This is a genomic window from Ideonella sp., assembly GCF_036277275.1.
In the GTDB taxonomy this organism is placed as follows: domain Bacteria; phylum Pseudomonadota; class Gammaproteobacteria; order Burkholderiales; family Burkholderiaceae_C; genus Ideonella.
On the sequence record NZ_DASUNH010000117.1, the window covers coordinates 1 to 15,344 of the forward strand.

Here is a 15,344-nt window from a genome sequence, read left to right on the forward strand (position 1 = left end):
CAGGAAGTTTGCGGTCGACGCCAGCACGTCGGCCATGCTGCCCCAGATGTCGCGCCGGCCATCGCCGTCGGCGTCGACCGCATAGGCCAGGAAGTTCGACGGCAGGACTTGCGTCTGCCCCATCGCACCGGCCCACGAGCCGATCATCTGTGCGCGGTCGATGTCGCCGTTCTGAAGGATCTTCAACGCAGCCATCAGCTCGGTCTGTGCCCATTTTTCTCGTCGGCCTTCGAACCCCAGCGTGGCCAATGCATCAATGGTCGGGATGTCGCCATAGTGGCTGCCGAAGTTGCTCTCGATGCCCCAGATGGCGACCATGATGCTGGGTGGCACGCCGTAACGCGCGGCGGCGGCATCGGCTTCGGTGCGGACCTGCTGCAGCTTCTCCTGGCCCGAGGTGATGCGCTGCGGCGTCACGACAACGTCGATGTACTCCCAGACGGCACGGGTGAACTCGGGCTGCGCGCGGTCGAGCTCGACGACCCGCGGCAGGTAGCGGACGTTGTCGAGTGCGTCGCGCAGCGTGGCCTCGCCGATGCCTGCCGTGCGTGCGGCGTCTCGCAGCGATGCCACCCACTGCGCGAATCGCTGCCACAGCGCTTCGTCGGTGGGGTTCGCGGTGGTGCCGATGGCGGCGCTGTCGGTGCTAACGGGTGAAGCAACCGGCGCTTCGGGTGGCGGCAGGGGTGTCGAGGTGCAACTCGACAGCAGCACGAAGACCAGCATCGCGGCAGCACGCCGAAGGTGGTGGGCCAGTGAAGAGACAGGTGCTTGCATCGCTGCATTGTCACCATCGCGCCAACCCTGGTGCCGGCGCGGAATAGGCGCCCGCTCAGGCAATCGGGGCGCCAGGCCCTCGGACGCCGGCGCCCAATTCACATGTCAACGTGACAGGCCATCAGCCTTTCTGGCTCTTCTTTTTTTCGGCTCGCTCCGACTGTTCCTGCGCCGGTTTGGTCGCCCGCGGCGGCGCGAACGGCGGTGGGAAGCCGACAAACACCAGGAAGACAAAGATCGGCAGCAGCAGGTAGAGCAGCGGTCGCTTCCAGCTCAGGTTCATGAAGATCTGAACTGGGGGCGGCATTGCCTTGGTTCAAGGGCGTGTGGCTTTGTGTCTCACGCCATGCGGCAGGTTCAGGCCGTGCCTTGACCTGCCTGGCCTCGTTGTCATAGAGCCCACATCAGCCGGCACAGGAGCACCGCCTCGGCGCGCTGCGACCGCGGGCGCTGGCGTCAGCCCGCGGCGATCAGTTCGGCGATGCGGCGGGCGATCTCTCCCACCGGCGCGCTCTTCGACACGCCCGGGCGCCCGCCGACCTCGCCGTCCAGTGCTTCGACTTCGGCCGAGGACACCATCGACGTCAGGTAAAGCACAGGGATGCGCTGGGTCAGCGGGTCGGCGCGCAGGCGACCGCAGACCTCGCCACCGTCCATCTCGGGCATGTCGATGTCGCACACCACGGCGGCCGGCTTCAGCCTGATCGCCAGGGCCTGTGCCTCGCGCGGCTCGTTCGTGACATGCACTTCGAACAATGCATCGAGCTTCAGCTCCAGCAGTTCGGTCACGGCGGGATCGTCATCGACGATCAGGATCCTCGGCTTGTCGGCCATCGCTACTTCCTTTCGCCGGCATTGTGCGGGCGTGGTTTGGCAGACTGTGGCGCAACCGCCGCGGGCGGTGTGCGCGATTCCACACTGTCGATGTGGGTGCGCAGATCACCAAGCTTGCGCTGCAGGTCGGCGATCGTCCACGGGCCGTGTTCGAGCTCGCTGCATTGGGCCGCCGCCCAGTGCAACCCATAGAGGCTGAAGCTGCCGGCCAGCCGGTGAGCCTGGCGGCGGACGCCGGCCACATCGCCGGCCAGGCCGGCGGCTTCCATCGTGGTCAGCAGCTGGCGTCGCGACTGGAGAAAGGCCGGCATGCGGTCACTCAGTTCGGGATCGATGACGACGGCCGCCGGGTCGGCCGCTGCGTCCGCAGCAGTCCGCACCGTGGCGTGCGGTGGCACCGGCAACTGTCCGGCCGCCCATTGCAGCGTCTGCAGCAGCACGTCCTTCGACACCGGTTTGCACAGGTAGTGGTCGCAGCCGGCTGCCAGCGCGCGCCGGCGCGTCTGATCATCGTCGTGCGACGACAGCATCACGATGCGGCAATGCGCCAGGGTACCTTGCTGCTGCATCCCTCGCAGCCGTCGCGTGGCCTCGAGCCCGTTCATCACCGGCATGTCAAGGTCGATCAGCACCAGGTTCGGCTGGCATTGCAGCGCCTGTTCCAATGCGGCCCGCCCATTCACCGCGGTGAAGACGGTCAGCGGCGGCGAGGGCATGTAGCGTCGCATCACCAACAGGTTGAATTCGTCGTCGTCGACGGCGAGCACACGCCATGGCGGCAATGCCTCGGGACGAACCGGGGCCGGGCGCAGGGCACCGGCCTGGCGCTGCAACTGCGCATGGGCCTGTGTCGCGCTGGCGGGCCGCACCGTCCATTCGAGTGTCGTGCCATCGGCATCGGAGGTTTCCATCTGCAGCGCACCGCCCTGGATGCGTGCCATCAACCAGGCCGAGTAGGTACCCAGGCCGGTGCCGTCGGATTTGCCGGCGGTCGTGTACTTGTCGAAGAAGCATTCGCGCACCGCTTCGGGCACGGCTCCGAGGTTGTGCAGTGTCAGGCGCAGCGGGTCTTCCCGGCGCAGGTCGATCGTGATCCTGCTGCCGTCCGGTGCGGCCTCGATCGCGTTCTTGGTCAGATTGGCGAGGATCGAATAGCACAGCAGCTCCTCCGCCCAGGCATGAACGCTGGTGTCCGTCGTCACGCCATGGCCGTCGACTCGAACGTCGAGGTGCAGCTGCTTGGTCGCTGCGTGGGCGCGCACGTCGGCCACCACGTTGCGCATCACCTCCAGCAGATCCACCGGCTGTGGCCGGAAGTCGTAGCTGCCTTGCTCCATTCTGAACAGGTCCAGCGACAGGTTCACCAGGTTGAGGATGCGAAACCCCGCGCGCTCGACGATGCCGAGCAGCTCTTCGTCGTCGCTGCTCAGGTGGTGCCGCTCCCGCAACAGGCGGGGGACCGCGATGATCGTGTTCAGCGGCGTCTTCAGATCGTGCCGGCCGATGCGTTCCATGTCCTCGCGCAGGCGCACGTTCTCTTTCAGCGCCTCGTTCTGGCGCTCCAGCAGCTCGGCCTGGGCCGTGATCTGGTCGTGCGAGGCCCGCAGCGCCTGGTCCTGGGCGCGCCGTTCGCTGATGTCGATGATCGCGGCGATCCATCGCACGACGAAGCCCCGGTCGTCGCGCACCGCCATGCCGCTGGCCTGCACCCACACGTGCTCGCCGTCGGCACGCAACAGTCGATAGTCCTCAGGCGAGTAGTACTCGCCGCGCGGGCCCTCCGGCCCCTTGCCCTTGATGAAGGCCACCCAGCGTCGCGTCACGCGCTCGCGGTCGTCGGGGTGGATCAACACCCTGAAGTAGTCGGGCCAGTTGCTGGTGTCGGCATCGGTCGCGTGGCCCAGGATCTCGCGCAGGCGCGGGGAGTAGTAGGTTTCGTGCGTGTGGCCGTCCCAGTCGACGATGCCGACGCGGGCGCCGCGCACCACCAGGTCCAGGCGGCGCTGCTCGGTACGCGTCAGCTCGATCTGCGCTCGCAAAGCCTCCTCCTGCTCGCGAAAGCGCGTCACGTCGAGGTACGAGGTGATGAAGCGGATGGTGCGGCCGGCGGCATCGACCTGCGAGATGCCTTCGGCGTGGATCCAGATGTAGCCGCCATCGCGCCGGCGCAGCCGGTACGACATCGGCTCGCCAGGGTCTTGCTCGCCGCCTATCGGCTTGCGCCGGATCATCTGGCGGAATTGAGCATGCGCTTGCTCGCGGTCGTCAGGGTGCATCATCTCGAAGATGCTGGGCCACGTGCTGGTGTCCTGGCCGGCGGGGTAGCCGAGCATCTCCTTGAAGCGATCGCTGTAGGTGACGATGTCGTGCACCGCATCCCAATCCCCGAAGCCGGCCTTGGTCGAGCGCACCAGCAGCCGCAGGCGCTCGCGTTCAGTGGCCAGGGCCTGCTCGGTCGCCTTGAGGCTCGTGATGTCGATGAAGGTGCAGATGTAGCGCAGTGTGCGACCGTCCGTGCCGACCAGCCCGATCGCCTCGGCCTGCACCCAGACCGCTTCGCCGTCGGCCTGCAACAGCCGGTAGGTTTGCGGGGCGTGCTCGCGAAAGCCGCCGCGCAGGCGGCGTTCGCGCAACTGGGCATCGAAGGCCTGCCGAACCGCTTCCCGGTCGTCGGGGTGAACCTGCTCGAAGAAGCCGGGCCACAGGTCGGTGTCAGCGTCGGCCGGGTGGCCCAGCATCTGCTTGTAGCGGTCCGAATAGCGCAGGCTGCCGGTCGTCATGTCCCAGTCGAGGATGCCGGCCTTGGTTGCCCGCACCAGCAGGTTGGTGCGGTGGCGCTGTTCAAGCCCGCGCAGTTCCTGCGCCGTCAATGCCCGCGCCAGCCGCTGCGACATCGCGGCGGCGGCGGCGAGCACGAAGGCGACCATGCCGTAGGGCACTCGCTGCCATTCGAAACGTTGCTGGATCTGCAGGCTGTCGGCCACCAGCAGCGCTGCGTAGACCAGCATGCCGAGCAGAAAGGCGCTTGCGCCCTCGCGCCGGTGGCGCACAGCCGCCACGAGTCGGGCTGTCAACCAGCCCGCACTGCACAGCGTGACCACCTGCAGGTAGGGCAGCCATGCGGTGAACACGGGCGCCGGCGTGGCCAGCAGCACGGCGACCGGCAGCGCGCTCGCCGCCAGCAGCACTTGCATCGGGCGCCGCTGCATTTCATGCGGGATCGTCTCGCGCACGAAAAGCAGCAGCAGTGGCGTGCACAGGTGCCAGGCCAGGTACTCCAGGCGCAGGTACGTGGGCATCGCCAGCTGCAGCCCGAGGCGTTCGATCAGTCGCTCGTTGGCCATGCCGGTGTAGGCGACGGCGCTCCAGCAGAACAGGCCGAACCACAGGCCGGTCGCCTCGCTGCGGCGCACGAGGTAGAACGCCAGGGTCAACGCTCCCAGCAGCCCGAAGCAGCCCATCAAGGCGAAGTCGGTTGCCAGGTGACGGCCGCGTTGCAAGCCGAGCGTGCTCTCGTCGCCCAACGCGGCGGCTTGCACCATGCCGCCGCGCGCATGCACGAAGTTCGAGACATGCACCACCAAGCGCATCGGGCAACTGGTCGCCGTGAGCGGAACCAGCCGGGTGCCGACCACTGCTTGCTCCTGGGCCGCGCTGTCGGCGGGCTCACCTTGGCGGTGGACGAGCTCGCCGTTGAGGAACCAACGCGCCGCGCTGTGCTGGGCCGGCAGCAGCAGCGCAAGCCGGTCCGCCCGTCGGCATTGCACCGTCAGCTCGTAGCTGCCCCAGAACGGCGCCGATCCGGTGGTCGCATTCCAGGCGCCGGGTACCTGGATCGGCGCACCGCCGCTGGGCACCGATGGCGCCATCGGGTCGACGAAGGCGGCCGGGTGCCAGCGCCACGTCCCGGCCAACGGCACCGCGCCATCGCGGATGGCGTCCCATCCGCGCAGATCGATCAATCCGTCAACGGCCAACGGCACCTGTTTCGACGTGCTGGCTTGCGGCGCTGCCATCGTTGCCATCGACAAGGCCAGCAGAAACAGGCAGCGCAGGAGGAGGGGACGCACGTTGTGGCGGGAGGAAGAGGTGGCGCAGGGCAGTGTAGGCGCACGACACACTTTGAAACGCTCCGGTGGCTGCGGTCGCTGCCAGGGCCCGTGCTTCAATCCTCGTCATGAACACGACCACGCTGCTTGCCTTCACCCTGGTGGCGCTGATCGCCATCGCCACCCCTGGCCCGACCGTGTTGCTGGCCTTGGCCAACGGCTCGCGATTCGGATTGCGGCGGGCGGTGCCCGGCATGCTGGGTGCAATGGCATCGGACTTCGTGCTGGTCGGTGCCGTTGCATTGGGCCTGGGCGCGTTGCTGGCCGCGTCGGAGTTCTGGTTCACGGTGGTCAAGTGGGTGGGCGCGGCCTACCTGGCCTGGCTCGGCCTGCGGCTGTTGCGCTCGAAGGGCGGGCTGGATCTGGCGCAGGCCCCGGTCGAGCAGGGCGGCGCGTCGGCGCGGTCGGTGTTCGCCAAGTCGTTCCTCGTGGCGGTGACCAATCCGAAGGGCTACCTGTTCTGCTCCGCGCTGCTGCCGCAGTTCATCGACGCCGCCGCGCCGCAATGGCCGCAGTACGTGGTCATCGGGCTGCTGTTCGCCGCGCTCGATTTCGCCGTGATGTTCGGCTACGCGGCGGTCGGTGCGCATGCGGTCAGGCTGTTGCACCGCCGCGCCGTGCTGTGGCTGGACCGCAGCTGCGGCGCGGCCCTTCTGCTGCTGTCGGGTTCGCTGCTGGTCTACCGACGCAACGAAGCATAGTGCCGACCGGGCTGGTGGGCATGACGTCTCGCGTGTTCGGTCGGTTGCGCGACCGGCTTCGTCGACCTGTCAAGGCTTGACCGATGCCGGGTCGAGCCGCAATGCCACCTGTGCATGCAGGCGTCGTGCCATCGACTCGGCGGCCATGGAAGTCAGACAATGCCTCGCATGACCGAACACGACATCGTCATCGCCGGCGGCGGTATTGCCGGCTTGTATTGCGCGCGGCGGCTGGCCGATGCAGGGCACCGCCTGCTGATCCTCGAAACCGCGTCCGACCGCTGGGGCGGGCGCATCGAGACCGAAGACCTCGACGGCTTCATCGCCGAGATGGGGCCGATGCGTTTCGAGCCGACGCTGCAGCCGCGCTTTGCCGCGCTGTGCGAAGAACTCGGCGTGGGCCTGGTGCCGTTCTCGGGGCCGAGCGCCGATGCGACGGTGGCGTCCGATCCTGAGCTGCCGCCGGAAGAGCAGGGGCTGAATTCGCTGCAGCTGCTGCAGCGCGGGATCATGCTGATCATGGGCCGCGCGCCCGATGATCAGGCCTGGATCGACAGCCTGACCGAGGGCGACTACATGCGGCTGCGCAAGCACGCCCAGCTGCATGGCCAGCCGCTGTGGGCGACGGGTTTCTGGAACGCGTTGTCGGCGCAGGGCATCTTGAGCCACCGCGCGCTGGTCAAGCTGCGCGACACCGGGACCTTCTATCACATGATCCCGGAGAACCTGAACGCGATCGAGTGGATCATTTGGTGGCTGCGGGCGCTGAAGACAGTGGGCCGTGAGCTGGCCAGTATCGGGGGCGGTTCGGCGCGGCTGACCGAAGAGATGCTGGCCGGCCTGCGTCGGCACCCGAACGTGACGCTGGCGGGCGGCCACACGTTGCTGGGCTTCCGGCCCGCCGGGCTGGGCAGCTCGACGCTGGTGCTGGATGTGCGCACACAGAGCGGCGTCACGCAGCTTTGCACCGAGCGGCTGATCCTCGCGCTGCCGCGGCAGCCGCTGGTCAAGCTCGCCTCGCAGCTGCCGCAGCACATTGAAGAGCAGCTCGACAGCGTCAACGGCTTTCCGATGCTGAAGGTGTTCCTCGTCAGCAATGCGCCGTGGTGGGACTACGACCAGCCGCCGCAGCAGCATGCGCACTGCATGCCGACGCGCGAGGTGCACTACTTCCGCCGCCCGCGTGACAACGACCCCGACGGCCACGGCATGGTGCTGCTGTACATGGACCGGCCGTCGACTGAGTTCTGGCGTCCGTACGTGATCGACACCGACCGGCACGATCGCGCCGAGGTCGATCTCAACCCGCGCATCGTCGACGCGTTCGCGCTGTTCATCGCGCGTGACGTGAAGCGCGCGCTGGAGGCGACCGCGGCGCAGGCGGCGGCCGATGCGGCGGCCGGTGACCCGATCGTCAACCTGACCGACCAGGCGCGCCGTATCTTCGAGCACATGAGCCTCGAAGAGGCGGCGGCGCATGTGCGCCAGTCGATCATCACCTACGGCATCCGCGACTGGGCGCGGGCACCTTACGGCGCGGCCAACCACGGCTGGCAACCGGGCGTGCGCTCGTGGAAGGTGATGGAGGCCTTCAAGGCCTTCGACTTCGGCAGCGGTGCGCGCAACGTGCACATCGTCGGCGAGGCCTATTCCGACTACCAGGGCTTCATCGAAGGTTCGTTGAACAGCGCCGAGATGGCGCTGCGGACGATCCCGTTGCCGTCCGCCAAGCCCGGTGTACTGGTGGATGTTGAAGGCGGCCTGACGAACCTGGGTTGACCGGTTCGCCAGGCCCCGGGGCTCAATGCAGCCCTACTGCAACAGTCGCACGTTGCGCACTTGGAAGTCGACCCCTTGCTGGTCGTCCCAGACCGGGAAGATGCCGAACGGCACGACGATGTTGTCGAGCGTGAAGCACTCGGCGTTCTTCGCACCGGCCACATCAGCGATGTTCAACGTGATCGTGTGGAACTGGCCGTCGGCGGGTGGCTTCACCGCGTCGGGCATGATGTAGTCGACGTTGCGGCAGCCGTCGCCCGGGCTCTCCATCTTGATCGCGAGGCCCTGGGTGTTGGTGCCGTAGCTGCTGACCGCCACGTCGAACTGCAGCGTGCCGTTCGCGTAGTTGCTGAGATTCAGCGCGCTGCCCTTGAAATTGAACGTGCCGTTGCCGCCGTCAGCCGCGAAGTTCAGATCGGCCACGCCGGCGGTGACGGACCAGCCCACGTGCGTGCCGTTGCTCGACCACGAATCCACCGCCAGGTCGCCGTAGAAGCCGGTGGGACCCAGCAGCGTCACGCTCGGCCCCGGCAGCGGGTCGATCGTGGGCGGAGGCGGCGGCACGAGATCTTCGCAGGCGTGGGTGTCGGCATCGCCCGTCGCGTTGACCAGCCAGCGCACGCGCGCGAAGCTGGCGGCGAACGGATGGCTGGTCTGGACGAGGAACGGCGCATCGATGGCACCGAAATCGGCGCCTGCATCGGCAAAGCACGACAACGGGATCTTCACGGTCGTCCTGGTGTTCAACGGCAGCCCGCGCAACACGGTGGTGCCGTCGAGCTCACCGCGGCACGGGTAGCCACAGTCGATGCGCACGATCACGTTGCCGGCCGGCGCCTGGTGCACGACCACGTCGAACGCCAGCACCGCCTTCGCATCCGGGTGGAGGTAGCTCATCAGGTCTTGCGGATGGCGCGTGCCGGGTGACTGCGGGTCGGCGGCCATCGCCTTGAACTCCGCCAGGCCCGTCCAGGCGATCTTCTTCGCGTCCTGCTGCACGTTGACCTGCGCGGTCTCGAGTGTCAGCGTGCCGTCTTCGGTCGCGAGTTTGGCGTTCAGATCGTCGCCAACCGGCATCATCCAGTTCGGCGACGAGCCGATGAACAGCGGAAAGGTCGCGCTCTGCACCTGATTGAACACTTCCAGCGGCTCGGTCGCGGCCGGGCCGGTGTTGCCGGTCTGGCCACAGCCGAGTTCGGGCGTGGTCTCGTCGAGCGTCTTGCCCACCGCAGTGCCGGGTTCGGCATAGCTCAGGCCGTAGCCGAATGCGAACAACGGGTCGTAGGTTGCATCGCCCTTGTTCAACGGCACCTGGCAGGCCGCCTTGGGCCATGAGAACGACAGCTTGCCGGTGAAGTCGACGTTGACCGAACCGTCGGCTTGGCGGAACAGCACGTCCGCGACGCCTTTGCCTTCGGTGCCGGGCAGCCAGGCGGCGACGAACGCGTCGCTGCGGTTCAGCTCCTTGTTAACCCACAGCGGCCGGCCGCTGACCAGCACCGTGACGACCGGCACGCCCTTGTCGTTCAGCGAGTCGAGCAGCGCCAGGTCAGCCGGATAGCGCCTGGCGTGCTCCAGCGTGCCGGTGCGACCGATGTCGCCACCACCTTCGGCGTACGGCGTCTCGCCGATGATCGCGATCACCGCCTTGTAGTCGGTCAACGTCAGGCCGGTGGCGTCCAGCGCGTAGGTCACGTTGGCATCACCCGCCGCTTCGCGGATGCCGGCCAGCAGTGTGTCGCCATTCGGGAAGTCGGCGTTCGTGTTCGAGGTGCCTTGCCAGGTCAATGACCAGCCGCCGGTCTGGTTCGACATGCTGTCGGCACTGCGGCCGACGACGAGGATCTTCTCGCCGCGCTTGAGCGGCAGCACGCCGCCGTCGTTCTTCAGCAGCACCAGCGATTTGCGCACGGCTTCGCGGGCGAGCTCGCGATGGACCAGCGCCGTGGCGTCGCCGGCACCAGCGCGTTGCGAGGGCTTGACCGCCACGCTCGCGCCGTTCTCGATCTTGAACAGCCCGGCACGCAGCTTGACGCGCAGGATGCGCGTGACCGCGTCGTCGATGCGCGCCATCGGGATCTCGCCGGCTTCCACCTGCGCGATCGTGTTCGCGATGAAGGCCTTCCAGTCGTCGGGCACCATCACCAGGTCCATGCCGGCGTTGATCGATACCGGGCATGAGGCATTGCTGCAGGTCCGGGTATCACCGTTCGCGTCGGTGTACTGGACCTGGCCGATGCCGTTCCAATCCGACACGACCAGCCCATCGAAGCCCATCTTGGTCTTCAGCACGTCGGTCAGCAGGTACTGGTTGCCGTGCATCTTGGCGTTGGCGAAGGCCAATGCCTGGCCATCCTTCGTCGTGCCGGTGAAGGTCCAGCTGTTGAACGAGGCCATCACCGTTTGGGCACCGGCTTCCAGCGACGAGTAGTAGCCGGCGCCGTGGATGTTCATCATGTCGGTCAGGCTGGCCTTGGTCTCGCCCTGGTCCTTGCCCTGGTCGGTGCCGCCGTCGCCCATGAAGTGCTTTGCCGTGGCGACCACGGTGGGCCGGCCGGACGAGGTGAACGTGCCCTGCAGGCCGGTCACGTAGCGGCCGCCATAGGCGCCGACGATGGCCGGGTCTTCCGAGAAGCCTTCGTAGGTGCGGCCCCAGCGGTCGTCGCGCACGACGGCCAGCGTGGGTGCGAACGTCCAGTCGATGCCGGTGGCCACCACCTGCTTGGCCACCGCTGCGCCGATGCGCTCGATCAGCTCGGGGTCGTTCGCCGCGCCCAGGCCGATGTTGTGCGGGAAGAGGGTGGCGCCATAGACGTTGCCGTGACCATGGACCGCGTCGGTGCCCCAGATCACGGGGATCTTCACCGCCATGTCGGTGTCCATCGAGGCCTGCCAGTAGGCGTCGGCCAATGCGAGCCAGTCGCCCACGGTGGCAGTCTTCTGGTTGCCGGGCCATGCGCCGCCGCCATTGAGCACCGAGCCGATGTAGTACTGCCGCACCTCGTCGGGTGTGATGCTGGTGATGTTGGGCTGGGTCATCTGGCCCACCTTCTGGGCCAGTGTCATCTTGGCGACGATGTCCTTGATCGCCGCCTCTTGAGCGCTGTCCTGCGCGATCGCGCTGGTCACATGAGGCCAGTCGTCCAGAGGCTTCGGCGGATCGGGTTCATCGTCACCACCGCCGCAGCCGTTCAGCGCGAGCACGAGGCTCGCCGCCGCCAGGGTCAACCACTTGTTCATCTTGTCTCCTCGCTCGTTTGATCGCGCTCCGGCAATGGAACCGATTCCAGTTGTGCGGAGCGCACTCTAGGAGACCTTATCGAATTATTACCATTAGGTTAAATACTTATGAACACTGGCACTGGCTTTGCCGTCACGATGCTTAATGAAAAATGAACAAAACCGCGGGTTCTCACCGTTTCGTTCAGCTTCGGGCTTGATGACAATACGATCAAGTTGGAATCGGTTCCAGATATGACCCCCATGCCCGTGTCGCCTCAGCTCGTTCTTCCGCCCGCCGGCTCGGCGATCTGGCGGCGCGACTTCCTGTTCGGCGCCGCGACCGCGGCCTACCAGATCGAAGGTGCGACCGAGGTCGATGGCCGGCTGCCGTCGATCTGGGACAGCTTCGGTGCCGTACCCGGCAACATCGCCAACGGCGACACCGGCGCGGTGGCCTGCGATCACTACCACCGTTATGCGGACGATGTGGCGTTGCTGGCCGGCTTGGGCTTCAGCGCCTACCGCTTCTCGATCGCCTGGCCGCGGGTGATCGATGAGAACGGCCGCCTGAACCCGAAGGGCGTCGCCTTCTATCAGCGCTTGCTCGACAAGCTGGACGAGCGCGGCATCGCGCCGTACGCGACGCTGTGCCACTGGGACTTGCCGCAGCATCTGCAAGACCGCGGTGGCTGGCTGAACCGCGACACGTCGCTCCGCTTCGCCGACTATGCCGACCAGATCAGCCGCGCGCTGGCCGGCAGGGTGCGCGGGTGGATGACGCTGAACGAACCCTGGGTCTCGGCCTATGTCGGCCATGCCGAAGGCCGCCACGCACCGGGCCTGCGCAGCCCGCGCTATGCGGTCGAAGCCATGCACCATCTGCTGCTGGGCCACGGCCTGGCGGTGCCGGCGCTGCGCGCCAACGACAAGGCGCCTGTCGGCCTGGTGGCCAATGTCAACGGCGTGACCGCAGCTTCTGACAGTGCTGAAGACCAACTGGCCGCGCGACGCGCCCACGCCAACAACAACCTGTGGGTGTTGGACGCCTTGTTCAAAGGCCAGTACCCCGAAGAGCTGCGCCAGCTCTGGCCCGATGCGATCGCACCGGTGCGCGACGGCGACATGGCAACGATCTCTGTGCCGCTGGACTTCGTCGGCATCAACTACTACTTCCGCGCGGTCGTGGCCAGCGACGGCGGGCACGGCTATGTCGTGCAACAGACGCCCGGTGTCGAGCGCACCCAGATGGGCTGGGAGGTGCACCCGGACAGCCTGCGCAACCTGCTGGTCGAGTTCCACCAGCGCTACCCGGAGATGCCGCCGGTCTACATCACCGAGAACGGCATGGCCAGCGACGACCGGGTGCAAGACGGTCGGGTGCACGACGAGCAGCGCATTCGCTACCTCGGCCGGCATTTCGCCGCGATCGACCAGGCCATGCAGCAAGGTGTGGATGTGCGCGGCTACTTCGTCTGGTCGCTGCTCGACAACTTCGAGTGGGCCTATGGCTACGACAAGCGCTTTGGCATCGTCCACGTCGACTACACGACGCAGCAGCGCACGCCCAAAGACAGCGCGCTGGCACTGAAATCATTCTTCCAACAGCGCGCCGAACGCGCCTGACAATCTCGAACCCCAGCAGGAGACAAATCGAATGAACCAGACCACCACCCGCCTGGCCGTTGCTGTTGCGCTGGCTTGTGGGGCCGCTGCCGTCCAGGCCCAGACCAAGGCCGAGGTCATCCATTGGTGGACCTCGGGCGGCGAATCGGCCGCGCTGAAAGAGCTGGCGAATGCCTACAAGGCGGCCGGCGGCGTGTGGGTCGACAGCGCCATTGCCGGCGGCGAGGCGTCACGTGCCGCGGCGGTCAACCGCATCGTCGGCGGCACGCCGTCGACGGCTGCGCAGTTCAACACCTCGAAGCAGTTCCACGACATCATCGATGCGGGCCTGCTGAACAACGTCGACGCCGTTGCGGTCAAGGACGGCTGGGACAAGATGCTGCCCGCGCCGATCCTGAACGCGATCAAGGTCAAGGGCCACTACTACGCGGTGCCGGTCAACATCCACATGCCGGCGTGGTTCTGGTATTCGAAGTCGGCGTTCGCCAAGGCCGGCATCGCCGCCGAGCCGAAGTCGCCGGATGAGTTCTTCGCCGCGCTCGACAAGCTGAAGGCCGCCGGCGTCGTGCCGCTGGCGCAAGGCGGCCAGCCCTGGCAGGAGAAGCTGCTGTTCGACGGCTGGCTCGCCCATGCCGGCGGCAGCGAGCTGTACCTGAAGTTCTACCGCGACCGGGATGCCGCCACGGTGCAGGGCCCGGCGTTCAAGGCCGTGCTCACTTCGTTCAAGCGCTTGAAGGGTTATGTCGACCCGGGCTCGCCCGGCCGCAACTGGAACGATGCGACGTCGCTGGTGATCAACGGCAAGGCCGGCATCCAGCTGATGGGCGACTGGGCCAAGGGCGAGTTTCAGAATGCCAAGCAGACGGCGGGCAAGGAATTCGGCTGCTTCCCCGGCTTCGGGCCGAAATCGCCGTACATCATCGCGGGCGACGTGTTCGTCTTCCCGAAGACCACCGACGCCGCACAGATCAAGGCCCAGCACCTGCTGGCCAGCACCTTCACCGCCCCGGCCACGCAGGTCGCGTTCAACAACAAGAAGGGCTCGATCCCGATCCGCACCGATGTCGATGCCAAGGGCATGGACGCCTGCGCGCAGACGGGTCTGCAGGTGATGAAGGATTCGTCGCGCCACCTGCCCAACTCGGAGATGCTGGTTGCACCGGACGTGGCCGGGGCGCTGCAGGACATCATCACCAAGTTCTGGAACACCAACCAGAGCGTCGATGACGCGGCGAAGGCGATGGCCGCGGCGATCAAGAGCTGACCCGACCAGAGATGAACCTCCACACCGTTCGCCCTGAGCCTGTCGAAGGGTTCATCCTGAGCTTGTCGAAGGATGGTGCTCCGGTGGATGTATTGCGTGCTTCGACACCCCAGCATGAACGGTAGAGGCGCAATGACGATGTCTCGCAAACGCGGGCTGCGCAATGTCGCGGCCTACATGGCGCTGCTGCCGATGGCTGCCACCGTGCTGCTGGCCTACGTCGGCACGATGGCCTGGTCGGTGAAGGTCTCGTTCAGCAGCTCACGCACGCTGCCGATCGACAACTTCGTCGGCATGACGCAGTACGCCAAGCTGTTCGAGACCGAACGCTGGACGTTGTCGCTGCAGAACATGGCGCTGTTCGGCGTGCTGTTCGTCATCGGCTGCATGGTGCTGGGCTTCGCGCTGGCGGTGTTCATCGACCAGAAGGTCAAAGGCGAAGCGGTGCTGCGCACGGTGTTCCTCTATCCGTATGCGGTGTCGTTCGTCGCGACAGGCCTGGTCTGGCAGTGGCTGCTGAACCCTGAGCTGGGCCTGCAGTCGACGGTGCGCAGCTGGGGCTTCGAGAGCTTCACGCTCGACTGGATCGTGCAGCAGGACGCGGTGATGTACGCGATCGCGCTGGCGGCCGTCTGGCAGGCCTCGGGGCTGGTGATGGCGCTGATGCTCGCGGGTTTGCGGGGCATCGACGACAGCCTGTGGAAGGCCGCGCGCATCGACGGCATCCCGACCTGGCGTGTCTACGTGTCGATCGTGCTGCCGATGCTCGGGCCTTCGATCGGTACGGCGCTGGTGTTGTTGTCGGTCGGCGTGGTGAAGGTGTTCGACGTGGTCGTCGCGATGACGCAGGGTGGCCCGGGCCTCGCCAGCGAAGTGCCGGCGAAATTCATCATGGACAACCTGTTCGGCCGCGCGAACATCGGTCTGGCTTCGGCTGCGTCGACGGTGTTGCTGATCACGGTGCTGGCGGTCGTCGCGCCTTGGCTGTATGTGCGGCATCGTGCGGGCGCTTCGGAAAGGTCCCACGGATGAGCG

General features: G+C 66.8%; 10 protein-coding genes. 5 read left to right on the forward strand and 5 right to left on the reverse strand.

The features are described 5' to 3' along the window. The 4 genes from VFY73_RS19615 to VFY73_RS19630 all read right to left on the reverse strand — a co-directional run. Nucleotides 1–777, reverse strand: a 777-nt coding sequence (locus VFY73_RS19615) for a lytic murein transglycosylase (protein ID WP_329721916.1), incomplete at its 3' end; no start/stop codon positions are given. A 121-nt stretch (nucleotides 778–898) separates the two neighbouring features. Next, nucleotides 899–1,060: a hypothetical protein gene (locus VFY73_RS19620; RefSeq protein WP_329721918.1), complete on the reverse strand. Its 162-nt coding sequence runs from the start codon at nucleotides 1,058–1,060 to the stop codon at nucleotides 899–901. A 173-nt stretch (nucleotides 1,061–1,233) separates the two neighbouring features. Next, on the reverse strand, nucleotides 1,234–1,611 hold the full coding sequence (locus tag VFY73_RS19625; protein WP_329721920.1) for a response regulator: 378 nt from the start codon (nucleotides 1,609–1,611) through the stop codon (nucleotides 1,234–1,236). Nucleotides 1,612–1,613: 2 nt separating this feature from the next. Next, nucleotides 1,614–5,681 carry a PAS domain-containing protein gene (locus VFY73_RS19630; protein ID WP_329721922.1) on the reverse strand — a complete coding sequence of 1,356 codons (4,068 nt, stop codon included), beginning with the start codon at nucleotides 5,679–5,681 and terminating at the stop codon, nucleotides 1,614–1,616. 107 nt (nucleotides 5,682–5,788) lie between these two features. On the opposite strand from VFY73_RS19630, the gene VFY73_RS19635 reads away from it, so the two are divergent. Continuing rightward, nucleotides 5,789–6,421 carry a LysE family translocator gene (locus VFY73_RS19635; RefSeq protein WP_329721924.1) on the forward strand — a complete coding sequence of 211 codons (633 nt, stop codon included), beginning with the start codon at nucleotides 5,789–5,791 and terminating at the stop codon, nucleotides 6,419–6,421. Nucleotides 6,422–6,589: 168 nt separating this feature from the next. After that, nucleotides 6,590–8,200 (forward strand): flavin monoamine oxidase family protein, encoded by a 1,611-nt coding sequence (locus VFY73_RS19640; RefSeq protein WP_329721926.1) that lies wholly within the window; start codon nucleotides 6,590–6,592, stop codon nucleotides 8,198–8,200. Nucleotides 8,201–8,233: 33 nt separating this feature from the next. On the opposite strand, the gene VFY73_RS19645 is transcribed toward VFY73_RS19640, so the two are convergent. Beyond that, nucleotides 8,234–11,440, reverse strand: coding sequence for a glycoside hydrolase family 3 protein (locus VFY73_RS19645; protein WP_329721928.1), 3,207 nt, complete (start codon nucleotides 11,438–11,440; stop codon nucleotides 8,234–8,236). A gap of 243 nt (nucleotides 11,441–11,683) precedes the next feature. Between VFY73_RS19645 and VFY73_RS19650 the strand changes: the two genes are divergently transcribed. The 3 genes from VFY73_RS19650 (at nucleotide 11,684) to VFY73_RS19660 (ending at nucleotide 15,341) form a co-directional block, all read left to right on the forward strand. Further along, entirely contained in the window at nucleotides 11,684–13,045 is a 1,362-nt protein-coding gene (locus VFY73_RS19650) for a GH1 family beta-glucosidase (protein ID WP_329721930.1), read from the forward strand. Between the two features lie 31 nt (nucleotides 13,046–13,076). Beyond that, on the forward strand, nucleotides 13,077–14,309 hold the full coding sequence (locus VFY73_RS19655) for an ABC transporter substrate-binding protein (protein ID WP_329721932.1): 1,233 nt from the start codon (nucleotides 13,077–13,079) through the stop codon (nucleotides 14,307–14,309). 138 nt (nucleotides 14,310–14,447) lie between these two features. Further along, nucleotides 14,448–15,341: a sugar ABC transporter permease gene (locus VFY73_RS19660; protein WP_329721934.1), complete on the forward strand. Its 894-nt coding sequence runs from the start codon at nucleotides 14,448–14,450 to the stop codon at nucleotides 15,339–15,341. The last annotated feature ends 3 nt before the right edge of the window (nucleotides 15,342–15,344 follow it).

Excerpts from the sequence above, each read along its gene's own strand:
- VFY73_RS19620 (WP_329721918.1), bottom strand. The coding sequence starts at position 1,060 with ATGAACCTGAGCTGGAAGCGACCGCTGCTCTACCTGCTGCTGCCGATC.
- VFY73_RS19625 (WP_329721920.1), bottom strand. The coding sequence starts at position 1,611 with ATGGCCGACAAGCCGAGGATCCTGATCGTCGATGACGATCCCGCCGTG.
- VFY73_RS19635 (WP_329721924.1), top strand. The coding sequence starts at position 5,789 with ATGAACACGACCACGCTGCTTGCCTTCACCCTGGTGGCGCTGATCGCC.
- VFY73_RS19640 (WP_329721926.1), top strand. The coding sequence starts at position 6,590 with ATGACCGAACACGACATCGTCATCGCCGGCGGCGGTATTGCCGGCTTG.
- VFY73_RS19645 (WP_329721928.1), bottom strand. The coding sequence starts at position 11,440 with ATGAACAAGTGGTTGACCCTGGCGGCGGCGAGCCTCGTGCTCGCGCTG.
- VFY73_RS19650 (WP_329721930.1), top strand. The coding sequence starts at position 11,684 with ATGCCCGTGTCGCCTCAGCTCGTTCTTCCGCCCGCCGGCTCGGCGATC.
- VFY73_RS19655 (WP_329721932.1), top strand. The coding sequence starts at position 13,077 with ATGAACCAGACCACCACCCGCCTGGCCGTTGCTGTTGCGCTGGCTTGT.
- VFY73_RS19660 (WP_329721934.1), top strand. The coding sequence starts at position 14,448 with ATGTCTCGCAAACGCGGGCTGCGCAATGTCGCGGCCTACATGGCGCTG.